The following is a 13,609-nucleotide window of genomic DNA, read 5'->3' on the forward strand; positions in this document are numbered from 1 at the left end:
CCCGTTCATAAAATTTTACCGGGATTCATGATACCGAGCGGGTCGAGCGCAGCCTTGATGGTCCGCATCAGGTCCAGTTCCACCGCCGACTTGTGGCGCACCAGCGCGTCGCGCTTGAGTGCGCCGATGCCGTGCTCGGCCGAGATCGAGCCGCCGAACGCTTCCACGCTGTCGTACACCACGCGGTTGACCTCGTCCTGCCGGTGCAGGAACTGTTCGTGCGGTACGCCCGCGGGCGGCGCCACGTTGTAGTGCAGGTTGCCGTCGCCGACGTGGCCGAAGCACACGAGCTGGCAGCCGGGGAAGGCCGCCTCGAGCCTGGGCCCGGTGGCAGCGATGAAATCGGCGATGCGCGAGACGGGCAGCGCGATATCGTGCTTGATGTTCTTTCCGGCCCTGGCCTGGGCCAGCGGAATATGTTCGCGCAGCTGCCACAGGCCGGTGGACTGAGCGATCGACGTGGCCACCACGGCGTCGTCGATGACGCCGCCGTCCAGCGCCGCGCCGATGGCCCGTTCCAGCAGGCCGACGGCGTGCTGCTCGGATTCGCTGCTCGACAGTTCCAGCAGCACCGATTGCGGGGGCGGCGGTGCAAACGGTTGCGGCAGTTGCGGGAATTGCTGCGCCACCAGCTGCAGGCAGTAGCGCGACATCAGCTCGAAACCGGTCAGGCTGGCGCCGCAGTAGTCTTGCATCAGGCTCAGCAGCCGCAGCGCATGGGCCGGGGAGGGCATGGCCGCCAGCGCGGTGATCGCCGCCTTCGGCTGCGGATACAGCTTGAGGACAGCGCCGGTGATCACGCCCAGCGTCCCTTCGGCGCCGATGTACAGGTCGCGCAGGTCGTAGCCGGTATTGTCCTTGCGCAGGCCGCGCAAGCCGTTCCAGATCTCGCCCTGCGGCGTCACCACTTCCAGGCCCATGCACAGCTCGCGCGTGTTGCCGTAACGGAGCACCGCCGTGCCGCCGGCATTGGTGGCCAGGTTGCCGCCGATCGTGCAGCTGCCTTCGGCTGCCAGCGACAGCGGGAACAGGCAGCCGTGCGCGGCAGCGGCCTGCTGCACGTCGTGCAGGATGCAGCCGGCATCGACAATCATGGTGCGGTTGACCGGATCGACCTGGCGCACGGCGTTCAGGCGCGCCAGCGACAGCAGGACGGCGCGGCCGCCGGTGTCCGGCACGCTGCCCAGTACCAGGCCGGTATTGCCGCCTTGCGGCACGATCGGCACGCGCGAGCGGGCGCAGGCGCGCACCAGCGCCGCCACCTGCGCGGTGGTGGCCGGTCGCAGCACGGCCAGCGCCCGGCCCGTGTGGCGCGCGCGCTGGTCGGTCAGGAACGCGGCCTTGTCGGTGTCGAGTTCGAGCACGTGGGGCGCGCCGACGATGGCGCGGCACTGGTCGAGGAAGGCGCCGGCGGTATCCGTCATTTGACCTTGTTGACCTTTACCTTGTCGAGCAGTTCCCTGGCCAGCTTCTTGGCGGCGCGCTTGTACGGATGCAGGTACAGCAGTGCGCAGACGAAATACACGCAGACGATGATGGCCTCGCCCCAGCCGAGCCAGGCAGTGTCGCGGTCGGTGTCGCTCCAGCCGCGCACCACGCCCTCGGTGAAGTACAGCAGGATCATCATCGAGGTCCACTGCAGCGTGTACAGGTCGCGCTTCCAGACGCCGTACAGCGGCAGCAGCAGCGGCGCGGCCTTGAGCACCAGCCAGGAGCCGCCCGGTTTCAGCGGTGCGATCGCCATTTCCCACAGCACGCACCAGGCGATCAGCAGCACCAGGCTGCCGACGGCGCCCCAGTGGAAATACTTGTGCATGGTGGTGTGCATGGCGATCTCCGTGTCACGGTCGGCTAGGCGCGCAGTGGCAGGGGGGCGGCCAGCCTGACGGCGGTTTCGGCCAGGCGGCGGCCCTGGGCGATGGCCAGCCGCTTTTCGTCGTCGGTGATCGGGCGCGCGCCATCGAGCCCGGCCCAGTGGCTGGCGCCGTACGGGGTGCCGCCGCTGGCGGTGGTCATCAGCTCGGCATTGGTGTAGGGCAGGCCCAGCACCACTAGGCCGTGGTGGAGCAGCGGCACCATCATGGTCAGCAGCGTCGATTCCTGGCCGCCGTGCAGGCTGCCGGTGGACGTGAACACGCAGGCCGGCTTGCCGGCCAGGGCGCCGGACAGCCACGCGCTCGAGGTGCCGTCCCAAAAATACTTCATCGACGCGGCCATGTTGCCGAAGCGGGTCGGCGAGCCCACCGCGATGCCGGCGCACGCTTGCAGGTCGTCCGCCTCGACATACGGCGCGCCGTCGGACGGGACGTCGGGCGCGGTCGCCTCGGTGACGGTGGAGACGGCCGGCACGGTGCGCAGGCACGCATCGCAGCCCGGTACGCTCTCGATGCCCTGGGCGATCAGCTCGGCCAGTTTGCGTGTAGCGCCGTGACGCGAGTAGTACAGGACAAGAATAATCAGATTCGGTGCAGTCATCGCGGTTATTATAGGGGGTTAAGCGGGCGCTGGCGGTGTGAGTATCGGTATGAGTATCCCTTGCACCGACCACATCGACCGCCCGGCAGTGCCTGAAATCCGATTATCGCTCATGTTCCAAAAATATATACAACCGATTTTCCTGTATCTGCTGCGCAGTTGCCGCAATGGCGTCGAGACCGTGCGCGCCCTGTCGTGGTCCGAGGTGCGCGACCTGGTGCTGTTCGCCCACCGCCGCCTGCGCGAGGAGAGCCTGCCGCAGGTGGCCGGCAGCCTGACCTTCACCACCGTGTTCGCGCTGGTGCCGCTGCTGACGATCGCGCTGGCCATCTTCACGACCTTCCCCATGTTCAATACCTTCCGCGCGTCGCTGGAAGCGTATTTCGTGCAGAGCGTGATGCCGAAGACGATTTCGGCCACCATCCTCAACTACCTGACCATGTTTGCGTCGAAGGCGACGCGGCTGTCGGCGGTCGGTGCGGTGGCGCTGATCTTCACGTCGATCGCGATGATGAACCTGATCGAGCGCGTGTTCAACCGCATCTGGCGCGTGCGCGGAGAGCGCAGCTGGACCCGTCGCATACTCGTCTACTGGGCCATCATCACGCTGGGGCCGCTGCTGATCGGGGTCTCGCTCACGCTGTCGTCCACCGTGTTCATGGCCACGTCCGACCTGTTCGACAAGATACCGGTGCTGGGCGCCATCGTGTACACGTTTGCCTCGCTGGCCGTGACCACGGTCAGCTTCACCTTGCTGTACGTGGCCGTGCCCAATCGCGACGTCGACTGGCACGACGCGGCCTGGGGCGGGCTGGTGGCCGGGGTGGCGTTCGAACTGGCCAAGCGCGGCTTTGCCATCTTCATTACCCAGTTCCCCACGTATTCCAAGATTTATGGCGCGCTGGCGGCCTTGCCGCTGTTCCTGGTATGGATCTATGTGTCGTGGGTAATCACGCTGGTCGGCGCCTTGCTGGTGGCGGCGCTGCCGGTGGTCAAGTACGAGCGCTGGTGGCACGAAGCCAAGCCCGGCGGCGAATTCGTCGATGCGATGGCGATCCTGAAGGTGCTGTATCTGGCCTGCAAGTGCGGCGATACCGCGCTGGTCAGCGCCGGCGCCATCCGCAGCCGTACCCGCCTCGGCTTCGACGAGATGGATACGCTGCTGGAAAAAATGCTGGCCGAAGGCTGGGTGGGGCGGGTCCAGGTGCCGGCGCCACGCCGCGTGCAATGGGGCAAGCGGGTGTCCGACGGCAGCGACCACTGGGTGCTCTTGGCCAATGTCGACAAGCTTACGCTGGCCGAAGTCTACCGCCTGTTCGTGTTCGGCGGCATGGCCGTCAATGCCGGCGTGATCGACGACCAGATCGGCGATGGCGACGAGCGCGACCGGCAGGCCGCGCGCGAAGCGGCCCAGCTGGCGCGCGTGGTGGAAAGTGCTGTCGAAACCGGCCTCGGCAAAAGCGTCGCCGACCATTTCGGTCCCGTCGATTGCCGCTGAGCCAGCTTCTGCGGGCCTGCTTCGCTGCGACGCAGCATAAATAGTCTGCCCGTGCGCAGCAAAATCGTGCGCAGTGCCGGGGCGCGGCGCTGGATTTTTCGACTGGCATAAGCTACATTTCTTACAGCTTAATCATTACAATAAACAATGACATCTTCAACCCACGAAGCCTCTCAGCGGACAGGACGGTCAAACATGAAAGTCTCCGAAATCCTGCAGGTCAAAGGCAGCATCCTTTACACCATCTCGCCCGATCAACCCCTGGCCGAAGCAGCCGACATCATGGCGGAAAAGGACATCGGCTCACTGGTCGTCATGGAATTCGGCGACCTGGTCGGCATGCTGACGTTCCGTGAAGTGCTGCGCGCGCTGCACGACAATGCCGGCAATATCGGCGGCGGCACCGTGCGCAAGCACATGGACGACTACCCGATCACGGTCACGCCCGATACCGAGGTCAATGAAGTGCGCCGCATCATGCTGGAAAAGCACGCGCGCTATCTGCCGGTGATGAATGCCAAGACCATCCTGGGCGTGATCTCGTTTTACGACGTGGCGCGCGCGGTGCTGGAAGCGCAAAGCTTCGAGAACCGCATGCTCAAGGCGTACATCCGTGACTGGCCTGGCGACCAGGCCGAAAACCACCCTGATTGAAAGAGGGCAGCGGCGCGCACAGGCTGCTGCGCGGCCCGCGCGCGCCGCCGCCGTGCCGCTCGGACGGCGTTGAGACTGCGCTAGTGACGGCGATGGCGCATCGCGCGCGACGGTGTAGCGCGTTTGCTTGCGTGCCGGATCCGGCGGCTGCCAGCGTCAGCGGCCACCATTGAGCCAGTCCGCCAGCGCGTCCGCCTTCATCGGGCGCGCGAACAGAAAGCCTTGCGCCAGCGGGCAGCCCAGGGCGTGCAAAATGTGCGCCTGGCGTTCGTCTTCCACGCCTTCGGCAATCACCGTCAATCCCAGGTTGCGTCCCAGCTGTATCACCATCTCGGCGATGCTGCTCCCGCGCGCCGAGCCGGTAATTTCGGTCACGAACGTGCGGTCGATCTTGAGCCTGTCCACCTGCAGGCGCTGCAAATAGGACAGCGACGAAAAGCCGGTGCCGAAATCGTCGATCGCAATCGATACCCCGGTTTCCTTGATCTGGTCCAGCATCTCGATCAGCAGGTCCGGCTCTTCCATCGCCATCGATTCGGTGATCTCCAGTTCGATGTTGCGCGGCGGTGCGCCGGTTTCCTCGAGCGCGCGGCGCAGCATGTCGAGGAAATGCGGATGGCGGAACTGCACCTGCGAGACATTGACCGACATGACGAAGTCGAGGTGGCCGGCAGCGCGCACGGCCACCAGTTCGCGGCACGCGGTGCGCAGCACCCATTCGCCGAGGTCGATGATCAGGCCGGAATACTCGGCAATCGGAATGAAGCGGTCGGGCGAGACGAACTTGCCGTCTTCGGTCTGCCAGCGCAGCAGCGCTTCGGCGCCCACCGGACGGCGGGTTTCCAGGTCGATCTGCGGCTGGTACATGACGAACAGCTGGCGCTGGCCGAAGGCCGTGCGCAGCGCGTGCATCATGCGCACCCGTTCGCGGATTTCCACGCCCATCGCGCGAGAAAAATAGCAGTAGCCGGCGCGCTGCTGCGACTTGGCGCGTTTCAGGGCGATGTCGGCGTCCTTCAGCGCATCGCCGCCGGTGCCTTCGTGGTCGTCCAGGCGCACCAGGCCCAGCGTGGCCGAGATCTGCACGTCCTGGCCGTCGATGCGGAACGGCCGCTGGAACATCGCCAGCAGCACGGCCGGCGTCACCACGCTGGAGTCGCCCAGCAGCGCGAAGATATCGCCGCCGATGCGCGCCGCCGTTACCTGTCGTCCCAGTTCGGCCTGCAGCCGGTTGGCCACCGATACCAGCAGCAGATCGCCGAACTGATGGCCCAGCGCGTCATTGGTCTCGGCGAAGTGGTCGAGATCGACCAGCGCCAGCGTGGCCTGGTCGTGCCCCGGCTGGGCTGCAGCGGCCAGCCGTTCCTCGAGCATTTCCAGCAACCGGGTTCGGTTGGGTAGTTTCGACAACTGGTCGTAGAACGCCGCGTCGTGCAGGTGGCTGACCAGTTCCACGTTGTCCAGTCCGACAGCCACGTTGCCGCAAAAGACGTCGAGCAGGCGTTCGTCGATGTCGGTGGGCGCTTGCGCGACATCGAGGCAGGCCACGAAATCGCGGCTGGCCTTGCCGGCAAAGTAGAGCGTGATGGCGTCCGCCGCATAGACATTGCGCTGCTGCGCCATCGCCTGTTCCATCAGCGCGCGCAGGCGGCTGTCGGCCAGCGGCGCGTGCTGCTGCAGCGCGTTGCGGCCAAGATGGGCGTACCGGCCGCAGGCGGCCATCACCATCAGCTCGTCGCAGTCGCCGTCGCCGGGGCAGTCCTTGACGCACAAGACGCCGCTGGCGGCAATGCCGAGCAGGTCGCCGATCTGGGCCAGCACGCCGGTGGCGAAGTCCTGCACGCCGTGCAGCGCCATCAGCTCGGTGCTGGCGTGCACGATCTGGTTCAGGCCGCGCCGGCTGTCGTCGATCTTGCGGATCTGTTCGTAAGAGCGGATGGCCGACGTCACGGTCGTGTACAGCTTGATGCGGGTGAGCTCGGACTTGGTCTTGTAGTCGTTGATGTCGAAATCGCGGATGGCGTCGATCTCGGGCGCGTAGCCGGGCTGGCCGGTGCGCAGGATGATGCGCACGTCGGCCAGCTTGAGCGTTTCGCGGATGTGGCGCACCAGGTGCAGGCCGGCGTCGTCCTGCTCCATCACCACGTCGAGCAGGATGACGGCGATGTCGTCTTCGCTGCGCAGCAGGTCGCGGGCCTGGGCGGCCGAATACGCGTGCAGGAATTCCAGCGGCCGGCCCTGCATGTCGAGATTGCCGAGAGCAAAAGTGGTGGTCGAATGGACATCTTCGTCATCATCGACGATCATCACCCGCCAGACGCCGGTGGCGCTGGCATCGGTCGGTTCCGCAGGCTGCTCGTCGAGGAATACCAGGTCGTCTTGATCATCCTTGGCCGTTGCCGCGATGTCGCGCTGGCCAGGAGGGGTGATCGGTTGGGGCATGTGTCGCGTCTCCAGGATTGCTCGGTTTTCTCTTGAGTAAGTATATAGCCTATTGTTTAAAACAACTCGAATTTCCCCATTATCGACCCGGCACTGCGCCTGCGGGGACCCGCGAGCGGCATCATTGCAACAATGACTGCGGCCACGCAGCGCCTTGCCGGGCTGTTAGAATGTGGAACTTTCTTACTATTTCCAAAGATTCTCTTCCTATGTCCGGTAATACATTTGGCAAATTGTTTTCTGTAACGACCTTCGGCGAATCGCACGGGCCGGCGATCGGTTGCGTCATCGATGGCTGTCCGCCGGGCCTGGCCTTGTCGGAAGCCGATATCCAGCCCGAACTGGACCGCCGCAAACCGGGCACGTCGCGCCACGTTACGCAGCGTCAGGAATCGGATACGGTGGAAATCCTGTCGGGCGTGTACCAGGGCGTGACGACCGGCACGCCGATCGCGCTGCTGATCCGTAACGAAGACCAGCGCAGCAAGGACTACGGCAATATCGCCGAGAGCTTCCGTCCCGGTCATGCCGACTACACCTACTGGCACAAGTATGGCGTGCGCGATCCGCGCGGCGGCGGCCGCTCGTCTGCGCGCCTGACCGCGCCCATCGTCGGTGCAGCCGCCGTGGCCAAGAAGTGGTTGCAGCAGCAGTACGGCACCACGTTCGCCGGTTGCATGAGCCAGCTGGGTGATATTGTGGTTCCGTTCCAGGACTGGGCCCATGTGCACGACAACCCGTTTTTTGCCGCCAGCGCGGACGCCGCCCTGATCGCGCAGATGGAAGCGACCATGGACGCGCTGCGCAAGGCTGGCGACTCGATCGGCGCCCGCATCGACGTGGTGGCGCGCAATGTGCCGGTGGGCCTGGGCCAGCCGATTTACGACAAGCTCGACGCCGACATCGCGTACGCGATGATGGGAATTAACGCCGTCAAGGGTGTGGAAATCGGCGCCGGCTTCGCCTCGGTGGCGCAGAAGGGCACGCAGCACGGCGACGAGCTGACGCCGCAGGGGTTTATCGGCAATAACGCGGGCGGCGTGCTGGGCGGCATCTCGACCGGCCAGGACATCACGGTATCGATCGCCATCAAGCCGACGTCGTCGATCCGGACGCCGCGCCAGTCGATCGACAAGGCAGGGCAGCCGCAGCTGGTGGAGACCTTCGGCCGCCACGATCCGTGCGTGGGCATCCGCGCCACGCCGATCGCCGAAGCCATGCTGGCGCTGGTGCTGATCGACCACGCGCTGATGCACCGCGCCCAGTGCGGCGACGTCAAGGTATCCACCCCCGATATCGCGCGCTGACGCGTTTCGTCTTGCCCGGCGCGGGCAGCGCGGCGGCTGTCAGCTGCGCGCAGCGCCGGCGACCGTGGTGGCGCTCTCCTGCCGGTGGCGGCGCTCGGCCGCCCGCACCACCATCATGCGCAGGTCGTTGAGCAGCGCGAACTCGGTGGGACTGAGCTGGATCGGCGGGAAGGTGTCGTCCCAGTCGCCGTACAGGAAGCCGGTGGCCTGGCCGTTGTAAGAGAGCGGGATGATGACGAAGCTGTGGGCTTGCGCCAGCGAGGTTTTCCACCACAGCGGCAGCTTGGCGGCAAACTTGGCGTCGCGCGCATTTTCGATGAAGATCACGCGGTCGCTATTGAGGGCGGCGTGGAAGACGTTCGGTTCGTAGGCGTCGTCGAAACTCATTGCCGCCAGCAGCTCGCCGCTGTCGTCGCCAAAGCAGATGCGCGCCGCGTACCGGTTATCGCGGCGGTTGCGCACGAAGGCGATGGCGCGCGAAAATTCCAGCCCCTTGTACAAGGTCTCCAGCGCGACCTGCACCATCTGGCCGGGACTGGCCGTCTCCAGCATGTCGCGCATGTCGGCCAGCCCGGCCAGCAGGATCTTGTTGCCGGCTGCGCGCTGGCGACTTTGCGCCTGCGCGCGCGCCTGCCGCTCTTCCGGACGCGAGAGCGGAGCGATGGTCAGATCGATGGCCGCCAGCGTGCGCGCCTGTTCGACGGCGGCCGTCAGGCTGTCCGGCGCCATGCCCAGCATCGGCGCGTACTGCGCGATCAGTGTTTGCACCTGCGCCGCGCCGGCCGCGTCGTCGTGCCACAGCGATTCGGCGCACCGGGCGGCCATGGTCGACATGCCCGCTACCCAGTCGGCCGGCTCGGCCACCTCGGACATCTCCGCAACGTCGGCCATCTCTGCCACGTCGGCCATCCCGGCCTGATCGGCGTGCGCAGCCGGCTCGATGCGGCGCATGCCGTTCACCAGGCGCGCGGGCAGCCGCCAGTGCAGCGCGGCGGCATGGCCGAGCTGCTCGATGCTCAGGCCCAGCATGGCCGGCGCCACCGCTTCGATGCTCGAGCCTTCGTCGTCGGCGCGGCGCTGCAGCGCCAGCCAGCGCTCGGGCATGTAAAAGGTGAGCATCATGCGTCCCAGCGTGTGCAGCATCGCGCACACCACCGCTTCCTCGCCGCGCGGGTTGTGCGCTGCGGCGGCAATCTGCTGCGCGACCATGCCTGCCAGGACCGCCTTTTCCATCTCGATATGGGCGACCGAGGCGTCGCCGGCTGCCGTGTCGGCGGCGATTTCCTCGATCAGCTTGAGGCCCAGCGCCAGGTGACCGATGGCGTCGGTCCCGAGCACCACCACGGCCTTGGACACCGTATCGACGTGCTGGCCGAAGGCCGAATACATGCTGCTGTTGGCCAGCCGCAGCACCTTGTTGGTCAGGACCGGGTCGGACAGCACCGTGTTGGTCATATTGAAGGCCTGGTCGTCCTCGCCGCGCATGGCGCCGAGGATGGCCGTGATGGCCTTGGCAAAGCCGGGCATGTCACCGCGCCGGCGCGTGCATTCCCACAGCTGCGCCAGCGTCTGCTCGCCCTGGTCACCGATGGCGGCGATGATTGGCGCCATGCTCATGGCGCCACCTGCTGCGACGCCGTGCTGACAGTCGGGATATCGTGCGGCACCAGCTTGGCGTGCATGCTGTCGCGCAGCGCGGCCAGGGCGACATTGGCCGGCATCGGCTTGCCGGTCAGGTAACCCTGGATGTACTGGCAGCCGCGCTGTTCGAGCCAGCCCAGCTGCTCGGCAGTTTCCACGCCTTCGGCCACCACCGACAGGTCGAGGTGACGCGCCAGGTCGAGTACCGTGCTGCAGATGGCGCCATCCTTCTGCGACGCCGGCAGGTCGCGGATGAAGGCGCGGTCGATCTTGAGCACGGAAATCGGAAAGCGCTTGAGGTAGGCCAGCGACGAGTAGCCGGTGCCGAAATCGTCGATGGCGATGCGGGCGCCGCGCTCGGCCATCCTCGACAGTATCGTTTCCGCATGCACGGGATCGACCATCAGCGTACCTTCCGTGATTTCGAGTATCAGCCGTTCGCCGGGCAGGCCGGAAAAGGCCAGGGCTTCGTCCAGCACGCCAAGAAACTTATCGTTGCGGAACTGGCGCGGGCTGATGTTGACCGAGATGTAGAGGCTGCGTTTTGCCACTTCCTCGAACTGGCGCAGCTGCACGCAGGCCGCCTTCAGCGCCCAGGCGCCCAGCAGGTTGATCAGGCCATTGGCTTCGGCGATCGGAATGAAGCGCACCGGCGGCACCATGCCCAGCGTGGGGTGCTTCCAGCGCATCAGCGTCTCGAACCCCTGGATCTCGCAGCCGGGGGCGTCGACGATGGGCTGGTAGTACAGCAGGAACTCGCCTTCGCGCACGGCCTGGAACATTGCCGCCTCGAGCGAGATGTCGTGCTGCTGCGGTCCGGCCTGCGTCGGGCTGTAGATCACGCAGCGGGCCTTGCCGGTTTGCTTGGCGCGCGACATGGCAGCGTCGGCCAGCGCCACCAGCCGCACTTCGTCTTCCGCGTGCTCCGGGTAGACCGATACGCCCACCGACGCGCCGACATAAATGGTGTGCTTGTCGATCTCGAACGGCGACTGCAGGGCGGCGATCAGCCGTCCGGCAACCAGCTTGATCTGGGCTTCGGCGTGGGTGCCGGTCAGGATGGCGACAAACTCGTCGCCGCCCACGCGCGCCAGCGTGTCGCTGTCGCGCAGGGTCTTGCGCAAGCGGGCGGCGGCCATCTGCAGCAGCGCGTCGCCAGCCGGGTGACCGAGGCCGTCGTTGACTTTCTTGAATCCGTCAAGGCCGATGGTGGCGACCGCGAAGCCCTGGCCCGAGCGGCGCGCATTGGCGATCACCATGCGGATACGGTCCGACAGCAGCAGGCGGTTGGGCAGGCCGGTGAGGGCGTCGTGCGTGGCCAGATGGCGCAAGCGTTCTTCGGTTGCCTGCTGCTCCGACAGGTCGCGGCCCACCACCAGCATCGCCGGCGCTTGCGCCAGAGCGGACGGCGTCAGGCAGGTGATGCGCAAGGCGTGCCAGACGTCGGTTTCCGGCGCCCTGATGCGCACCTGCACCGTCTGCGGCAGGCGCGTGGCCAGCGTCGCAGACAGCGCTGCGGACAGCGCCGCCTGGTCGTCGTCGCACACCAGGCGCGCCAGCGGCAAGCCGGGCAACGGCGCCAGGCGACCGATCAACGCGGTCGCCCGCCTGCTGGCGAAGGTGAGGGTGCCGGCGCCGTTAAGCCGGAACACGACGTCCCCCGCTTCCTCCATGAGATGGTCCAGCTCCTGGAGCATATCGTGCGGCGGCTGAGAGGAAGGATGCTGTTGCATTGCGAAAATCTGTGCTGTCGAAGGTTGAGGTGTGACATTCGGATATGCTGATCTTGCAATCCAGGGGGCACTCTAACATTTCTGCACGGCGATAGGCATGAAAATAAGCAACATTCTATGGAGTTCTGGTAATTTCTATTGAGAAATATCCAAAATAACACAAACAATGTTTTCTGCCGGCGCTGCGTCGCGCATCGCCGTGGCCCCAGTGCGGCACGTATAATCACGCGCACGACGAACATTTATCCGACACCTCAATGAAACAAGATCCGCGCTTCCCGAACCTGTTCATCACCGACCATCCGCTGATCCAGCATAAGCTCAGCCACATGCGCGCCAAGGACACGTCCACCCGCACCTTCCGCGACCTGCTCAAGGAAATCACGCTGCTGATGGGCTACGAGATCACGCGCGACCTGCCGCTCACGACCCGCACCGTCGAAACGCCGCTGATGACCATCGATGCGCCGGTGATCGCCGGCCGCAAGCTGGCCATCGTGCCGATCCTGCGCGCCGGCATCGGGATGAGCGACGGGCTGCTGGACCTGGTGCCGTCGGCGCGGGTAGGGCACATTGGCGTGTTCCGCGATCCGGCCACGCATCAGCCGGTCGAATACATGGTGCGCCTGCCCGATACCGTGGAGCGCACATTCATCCTGTGCGATCCGATGGTGGCTACTGGTAACTCGGCAGTCCACGCCGTCGATGTACTCAAAAAACGCGGCGTAACCGATGAGCAGATCATCTTCCTGGCCCTGGTGGCAGCGCCGGAAGGCATCGACGTATTCCAGCGGTCGCATCCGGGCGTGAAAGTGTACTGCGCCGCGCTCGACTCGCACCTCGACGATCACGCCTACATCGTGCCGGGCCTCGGCGATGCCGGCGACCGTATCTTCGGCACCAAGTAACGATGACTGCCTCGACCGATCCCGATTTCCGCGCGCGGCTGGCAGCGCTGAACGCCAAGTTTGCTGCCACCGTGCCCTCCACGATGGACAAGATTGCGCAAGCGCTGGCCGCCTGCAACGCCAGCATCGAGGATGGACAGCCAGGCGCAGAACCGCTGCACCAGTTGCACGAACTGCTGCACGGTGTGGCCGGCTCGGCCGGCACGTTCGGTTACGCGACCCTGGGCCAGGAGGCGCGCCGCATCGAGCAGCAGGTGCGCGCCGTGATGAAGCAAGGTAGCGGCTGGGCGCCGGTGCCGGCGCAGGTGGAACGGCTGTTGGCCTGGGCCGCGCGCGACCCTGGCGCCATCGAATTCGATACGAGCAATTAGCGCGCTTGATTTACCTCAAATAGGTTATGATCTTGTTGTCTATAATGACATGTACACATTGACCGGGGCAGTTGCGCTTCATGCGATTGATCAAACCGGCGGCAGATTGGGGTGTAAGCTGAGGCAACGGAAGCATGATTTCCGCGTTTTCAGTTTTTCCTACCAAAAAATCCGCAGGTTTGCATTTATTTTTGTGAACACGTGCTTTTCTCTAGTAAATGGGTATAATACGGAATCGTTTAGATTCAAGAGTACTGCAGTTTGTATGTCTTTCTTGCCTCAAACGATATCACGGGCGCAAGCCCAACTTAACTGAAATAGGAATTGTAATGGCAACTGGTATCGTAAAATGGTTCAATGATTCGAAGGGTTTCGGCTTTATCACCCCTGACGAAGGCGGCGAAGATCTGTTCGCTCACTTCTCGGCGATTCAGTCGGCAGGCTTCAAGTCGCTGCAAGAGAACCAACGCGTTTCTTTTGAAGTGACCGCTGGTCCTAAGGGCAAGCAAGCTTCGAACATTCAGCCTCTGTAATACGCTGGATCTAACGACATAAAGAAATCCTCGGCTTCCGAGGATTT

The 13,609-nt window shown here is 64.9% G+C and carries 12 protein-coding genes; 6 read left to right on the forward strand and 6 right to left on the reverse strand.

Annotation, left to right across the window (positions count from 1 at the left end):
• Positions 1 to 5: 5 nt before the first annotated feature.
• From ASF61_RS10600 to wrbA, 3 genes are read right to left on the reverse strand one after another with little or no spacing between them, the layout of a single operon-like run.
• Positions 6 to 1,424, reverse strand: a complete 1,419-nt coding sequence (locus ASF61_RS10600) for an FAD-binding oxidoreductase (RefSeq protein ID WP_056155046.1) — start codon at positions 1,422 to 1,424, stop codon at positions 6 to 8.
• Positions 1,421 to 1,828, reverse strand: a complete 408-nt coding sequence (locus ASF61_RS10605; protein ID WP_056155048.1) for a DUF2069 domain-containing protein — start codon at positions 1,826 to 1,828, stop codon at positions 1,421 to 1,423. Before ASF61_RS10605 ends, ASF61_RS10600 begins: the two co-directional genes overlap by 4 nt.
• Positions 1,829 to 1,851: 23 nt before the next feature.
• Entirely contained in the window at positions 1,852 to 2,475 is a 624-nt protein-coding gene (wrbA, locus tag ASF61_RS10610) for an NAD(P)H:quinone oxidoreductase (protein ID WP_156369522.1), read from the reverse strand.
• A 112-nt stretch (positions 2,476 to 2,587) separates the two neighbouring features.
• Between wrbA and ASF61_RS10615 the strand changes: the two genes are divergently transcribed.
• The gene (locus ASF61_RS10615; protein ID WP_056155054.1) at positions 2,588 to 3,973 is read left to right on the forward strand and encodes a YihY family inner membrane protein; all 1,386 of its coding nucleotides are present in this window, start codon (positions 2,588 to 2,590) and stop codon (positions 3,971 to 3,973) included.
• Between the two features lie 195 nt (positions 3,974 to 4,168).
• The gene (locus ASF61_RS10620) at positions 4,169 to 4,627 is read left to right on the forward strand and encodes a CBS domain-containing protein (RefSeq protein ID WP_056155057.1); all 459 of its coding nucleotides are present in this window, start codon (positions 4,169 to 4,171) and stop codon (positions 4,625 to 4,627) included.
• A gap of 156 nt (positions 4,628 to 4,783) precedes the next feature.
• On the opposite strand, the gene ASF61_RS10625 is transcribed toward ASF61_RS10620, so the two are convergent.
• The gene (locus ASF61_RS10625; RefSeq protein ID WP_056155060.1) at positions 4,784 to 7,069 is read right to left on the reverse strand and encodes a bifunctional diguanylate cyclase/phosphodiesterase; all 2,286 of its coding nucleotides are present in this window, start codon (positions 7,067 to 7,069) and stop codon (positions 4,784 to 4,786) included.
• Positions 7,070 to 7,278: 209 nt separating this feature from the next.
• On the opposite strand from ASF61_RS10625, the gene aroC reads away from it, so the two are divergent.
• The gene (aroC, locus tag ASF61_RS10630; RefSeq protein WP_056155062.1) at positions 7,279 to 8,376 is read left to right on the forward strand and encodes a chorismate synthase; all 1,098 of its coding nucleotides are present in this window, start codon (positions 7,279 to 7,281) and stop codon (positions 8,374 to 8,376) included.
• A gap of 39 nt (positions 8,377 to 8,415) precedes the next feature.
• Here the strand turns inward: aroC and ASF61_RS10635 are convergent, their stop codons facing one another.
• On the reverse strand, positions 8,416 to 9,993 hold the full coding sequence (locus tag ASF61_RS10635) for an HDOD domain-containing protein (RefSeq protein ID WP_082491437.1): 1,578 nt from the start codon (positions 9,991 to 9,993) through the stop codon (positions 8,416 to 8,418).
• Positions 9,990 to 11,750 (reverse strand): bifunctional diguanylate cyclase/phosphodiesterase, encoded by a 1,761-nt coding sequence (locus ASF61_RS10640; RefSeq protein ID WP_229205791.1) that lies wholly within the window; start codon positions 11,748 to 11,750, stop codon positions 9,990 to 9,992. The genes ASF61_RS10635 and ASF61_RS10640 overlap by 4 nt, the downstream gene beginning before the upstream one ends.
• 257 nt (positions 11,751 to 12,007) lie before the next feature.
• Between ASF61_RS10640 and upp the strand changes: the two genes are divergently transcribed.
• The 3 genes from upp (at position 12,008) to ASF61_RS10655 (ending at position 13,562) form a co-directional block, all read left to right on the forward strand.
• The gene (gene upp, locus ASF61_RS10645; protein ID WP_056155068.1) at positions 12,008 to 12,658 is read left to right on the forward strand and encodes a uracil phosphoribosyltransferase; all 651 of its coding nucleotides are present in this window, start codon (positions 12,008 to 12,010) and stop codon (positions 12,656 to 12,658) included.
• Positions 12,659 to 12,660: 2 nt separating this feature from the next.
• Positions 12,661 to 13,029 carry an Hpt domain-containing protein gene (locus ASF61_RS10650; protein WP_056155071.1) on the forward strand — a complete coding sequence of 123 codons (369 nt, stop codon included), beginning with the start codon at positions 12,661 to 12,663 and terminating at the stop codon, positions 13,027 to 13,029.
• Positions 13,030 to 13,358: 329 nt separating this feature from the next.
• Positions 13,359 to 13,562 (forward strand): cold-shock protein, encoded by a 204-nt coding sequence (locus ASF61_RS10655; protein ID WP_008448165.1) that lies wholly within the window; start codon positions 13,359 to 13,361, stop codon positions 13,560 to 13,562.
• Positions 13,563 to 13,609 lie beyond the last annotated feature (47 nt).

Origin of the sequence: Duganella sp. Leaf126, assembly GCF_001423125.1 — a bacterium.
Taxonomy (GTDB): Bacteria; Pseudomonadota; Gammaproteobacteria; order Burkholderiales; family Burkholderiaceae_D; genus Rugamonas.

Coding starts and splice junctions, on each gene's coding strand:
- ASF61_RS10620 (WP_056155057.1), top strand. CDS start 4,169: ATGAAAGTCTCCGAAATCCTGCAGGTCAAAGGCAGCATCCTTTACACC.
- ASF61_RS10600 (WP_056155046.1), bottom strand. CDS start 1,424: ATGACGGATACCGCCGGCGCCTTCCTCGACCAGTGCCGCGCCATCGTC.
- ASF61_RS10605 (WP_056155048.1), bottom strand. CDS start 1,828: ATGCACACCACCATGCACAAGTATTTCCACTGGGGCGCCGTCGGCAGC.
- wrbA (WP_156369522.1), bottom strand. CDS start 2,475: ATGACTGCACCGAATCTGATTATTCTTGTCCTGTACTACTCGCGTCAC.
- upp (WP_056155068.1), top strand. CDS start 12,008: ATGAAACAAGATCCGCGCTTCCCGAACCTGTTCATCACCGACCATCCG.
- ASF61_RS10625 (WP_056155060.1), bottom strand. CDS start 7,069: ATGCCCCAACCGATCACCCCTCCTGGCCAGCGCGACATCGCGGCAACG.
- ASF61_RS10650 (WP_056155071.1), top strand. CDS start 12,661: ATGACTGCCTCGACCGATCCCGATTTCCGCGCGCGGCTGGCAGCGCTG.
- ASF61_RS10655 (WP_008448165.1), top strand. CDS start 13,359: ATGGCAACTGGTATCGTAAAATGGTTCAATGATTCGAAGGGTTTCGGC.
- ASF61_RS10640 (WP_229205791.1), bottom strand. CDS start 11,750: ATGCAACAGCATCCTTCCTCTCAGCCGCCGCACGATATGCTCCAGGAG.
- aroC (WP_056155062.1), top strand. CDS start 7,279: ATGTCCGGTAATACATTTGGCAAATTGTTTTCTGTAACGACCTTCGGC.
- ASF61_RS10615 (WP_056155054.1), top strand. CDS start 2,588: ATGTTCCAAAAATATATACAACCGATTTTCCTGTATCTGCTGCGCAGT.
- ASF61_RS10635 (WP_082491437.1), bottom strand. CDS start 9,993: ATGAGCATGGCGCCAATCATCGCCGCCATCGGTGACCAGGGCGAGCAG.